This is a genomic window from Pseudomonas sp. EGD-AK9, from assembly GCF_000465935.2.
GTDB lineage: Bacteria > Pseudomonadota > Gammaproteobacteria > Pseudomonadales > Pseudomonadaceae > Aquipseudomonas.
The window spans coordinates 1-3,552 of the sequence record NZ_AVOF01000328.1 but is presented as its reverse complement, the minus strand read 5'-3'; the positions used below and the strand labels follow the sequence as shown (position 1 = coordinate 3,552).

Below are 3,552 nucleotides of genomic sequence, written 5' to 3'. Positions count from 1 at the left end.
GCTGCGCCAGGCCACCGCCAGCGACGACGTCGGCCAGCACGCCGGCGTGCGCGTGCCCTTCCCCGGCGCACGCCTGGCCGACTACCAGGATGCCCTGACCCAGGCCGCCGCGAGCGATGCCGATATCCTCGCCCTGGTGCTGTTCGGCGAGGACCTGGTGCGCGCCATGCGCATCGCCAAGGACCTGGGCCTGACCGAGCGCATGCAGGTCATCGCGCCGAACCTGACCCAGAGCATGGTCGAGCAGGCCGGCCCGGACCTGATGCAGGGCGTGATCGGCACCGAACCCTGGACCTGGCGCGTGCCGGCGCTGGAGAAATCCGCCCGCGGCGAAGCCTTCGTCGCCGCCTTCAAGGCGCGCTACCAGATGTACCCCTCGAGTTCCGCCGCCTCGGCCTACAGCATCGTCCAGCAGTGGGCCGATGCCGCCAAGCGTGCCAATAGCCTGGATAGCGAGGCGCTGATCAAGGCGCTGGAAGGCCACCGCTACAGCCTGCTGAAGGACGAACAGCAGTGGCGCGCCTTCGATCACCAGAACCTGCAGACGGTCTACGCGGTGCGGGTCAAGCCGCGCGATGAGGTGCTCAAGGACCCGCTCAAGCAGGACTACTTCGAAATCGTCGACCGCCTCGACGCCGACACCGCGCTGCCCAATCTGGCGCAGTGGCAGGCCGAGCGCCGCGCCGGCGGCCAACCTTTGACATTGCAATGAGGCGCCATGGACTTCGAACTCAGTGACGAACAACGCCTGCTCACCGACAGCGCCCGCGCCTTCGCCGCGCGGGAGCTGGCGCCGCACGCCGGCGACTGGGACCGCGACCACCACTTCCCGCTGCCGGTGATCCGCCGCGCCGCCGAGCAGGGCTACCTGGCCCTGTACCTCAAGGAGGAGGACGGCGGCCTGGGCCTGTCGAGGCTGTCCAGTTCGCTGATCTTCGAACAGCTGGCCGCCGGCTGCGTGGCCACCACCGCCTACCTGACCATCCACAATATGGCCTCGTGGATGTTGGCGAGCTTCGCCGACGACGCCCTGAAGGCGCAGTACCTGCCCGGGCTGATCGACGGCCGCCTGCTGGCCTCCTACTGCCTGACCGAGCCGGACGCCGGCTCCGACGCCGCCCACCTGCGCACCCGTGCGCGGCGCGATGGCGACGATTACCTGCTCGACGGCAGCAAGTGCTTTATCTCCGGCGCGGGATCGACCGATGTGCTGATCGTCATGGCGCGCACCGGCGAGGACGGCGCCAAGGGCATCTCCTGCTTCCTGGTGCCGGCCGACGCCGCCGGCATCCGCTACGGACGCAACGAGGACAAGATGGGCTGGCGCGCCCAGCCGACCCGCACCATCGCCTTCGACGGCGTGCGCATCCCCGCCGGCAACCGCATCGGCCCGGAGGGCCAGGGCTTCGTCTACGCCATGCAGGGCCTGGACGGCGGCCGCCTGAACATCGCCAGCTGCTCGCTCGGCGCGGCCCAGGCGGCGCTGCAGCAGAGCCTGCACTACGTGGAAGAGCGCAAGCAGTTCGGCAAGCCACTGGCCGAATTCCAGGCGCTACAGTTCAAGCTGGCCGATATGCTCACCGAGCTGACCGCCAGCCGGCAGATGGTGCGCCTGGCCGCGGACAAGCTGGACCGGCACCACGCCGAGGCCAGCCTGTACTGCGCCATGGCCAAGCGCTTCGCCACCGACCAGTGTTTCGCCATCTGCAACGAGGCGCTGCAGCTGCACGGCGGCTACGGTTACCTGAGCGACTATCCGCTGGAGCGCTGGGTGCGCGACAGCCGCGTGCACCAGATACTGGAAGGCACCAACGAGATCATGCGGGTGATCGTCGCCCGCCGCCTGCTGCAGCAGGGCGGCATGCTCGATCGCCTGCTGTGACCGCTTTATCCCCTCTCCCCGGGGGAGAGGGGAACATCATTTAAGAGGACCCTTATGAGCACCGCCATCGAAGCCTACAAGCCCGGCATCTTCGACCTGACCCACAAGCTCACCGTGGAAAAGCACGGCCACACCGCGCTGATCACCATCAACCACCCGCCGGCCAACACCTGGGACCGCGACTCGCTGATCGGCCTCAAGCAGCTGGTCGAGCACCTCAACCGCGACGACGACATCTACGCCCTGGTGGTGACCGGCCAGGGGCCGAAGTTCTTTTCCGCCGGCGCCGACCTGAACATGTTCGCCGACGGCGACAAGGCGCGCGCCCGCGAGATGGCGCGGCGCTTCGGCGAGGCCTTCGAGACCCTGCGCGACTTCCGCGGGGTGTCCATCGCCGCGATCAACGGCTACGCCATGGGCGGCGGCCTGGAATGCGCGCTGGCCTGCGATATCCGCATCGCCGAACGCCAGGCGCAGATGGCCCTGCCCGAGGCCGCGGTGGGCCTGCTGCCCTGCGCCGGCGGCACCCAGGCGCTGCCCTGGCTGGTGGGCGAAGGCTGGGCCAAGCGCATGATCCTCTGCGGCGAACGTATCGACGCCGAAACCGCCCTGCGCATCGGCCTGGTGGAACAGCTGGTGGACAGCGGCGAGGCCCGTGGCCATGCCCTGCTGCTGGCGGCCAAGGTGGCGCGACAGAGTCCGGTGGCGGTGCGCACCATCAAGCCGCTGATCCAGGGCGCGCGCGAGCGCGGCCCGAACACCTGGCTGGCGGAGGAGCGCGAGCGCTTCGTCGACCTGTTCGACGCCGACGACACCCGCGAAGGGGTCAACGCCTTCCTCGAGAAGCGCGACCCGCAGTGGCGCAACAAATGATTCGTGGCACCGTAATCGGCCAGGCCCGTAGGGTGGATGTCGCTTCTTACATCCACCAGAACCGCCCCGCCCTAAGCTGGAAACCTGTATGAACCTGCACTTCGAAGAACACCCCAGCCTGCATGGCTACCGCATCGGCATCGCCAGCCTGGATGCCGAGAAGAGCCTCAATGCCCTGTCGCTGCCGATGATCGAGGCGCTGGATGCGCGCCTGAAGGCCTGGGCCATCGATCCCGAAATCGCCTGCGTGCTGCTGCGCGGCAACGGGCCCAAGGCCTTCTGCGCCGGCGGCGACGTGGTGCAGCTGGTGCAGCAGTGCCGCGAACACCCCGGCGAGGTGCCGCCGCTGGCGCGGCGCTTCTTCGCCGACGAATACCGCCTCGACCACCGCATCCACAGCTATCCCAAGCCGCTGATCTGCTGGGCCCACGGCCACGTGCTGGGCGGCGGCATGGGCCTGATGCAGGGCGCGGCGATCCGCATCGTCACCCCCAGCAGCCGCCTGGGCATGCCGGAAATCAATATCGGCCTGTACCCGGACGTCGGCGGCAGCTGGTTCCTCGCCCGCCTGCCGGGCAGGCTCGGCCTGTTCCTCGGTCTCAGCGCCGCCAGCATCAACGCCCGCGACGCGCTGGATCTGAACCTGGCCGACCGTTTCCTCCGCGACGAGCAGCAGGACGCCCTGATCGAAGGCCTGGTGCAACTCAACTGGCGGGAGCACGCCGCGCAGCAGCTGCACAGCCTGCTGCGCGCGCTGGAACGCGAGGCGCGCGGCGAGCTGCCGCAGGCGCAGTGGC

General features: G+C 69.1%; 4 protein-coding genes. All 4 read left to right on the top strand.

Going from position 1 to position 3,552, the window contains the following annotated elements; all coding sequences use genetic code 11:
• Nucleotides 1-712, top strand: a 712-nt coding sequence (locus N878_RS15205; RefSeq protein WP_021444475.1) for an ABC transporter substrate-binding protein, incomplete at its 5' end; no start/stop codon positions are given.
• 6 nt (nucleotides 713-718) lie between these two features.
• The gene (locus N878_RS15200; RefSeq protein ID WP_021444474.1) at nucleotides 719-1,882 is read left to right on the top strand and encodes an acyl-CoA dehydrogenase family protein; all 1,164 of its coding nucleotides are present in this window, start codon (nucleotides 719-721) and stop codon (nucleotides 1,880-1,882) included.
• A gap of 54 nt (nucleotides 1,883-1,936) precedes the next feature.
• Nucleotides 1,937-2,755, top strand: a complete 819-nt coding sequence (locus N878_RS15195; RefSeq protein ID WP_021444473.1) for an enoyl-CoA hydratase — start codon at nucleotides 1,937-1,939, stop codon at nucleotides 2,753-2,755.
• Nucleotides 2,756-2,843: 88 nt separating this feature from the next.
• Nucleotides 2,844-3,552 (top strand): enoyl-CoA hydratase/isomerase family protein (locus N878_RS15190; protein WP_021444472.1); only part of this gene is annotated, 709 nt, incomplete at its 3' end.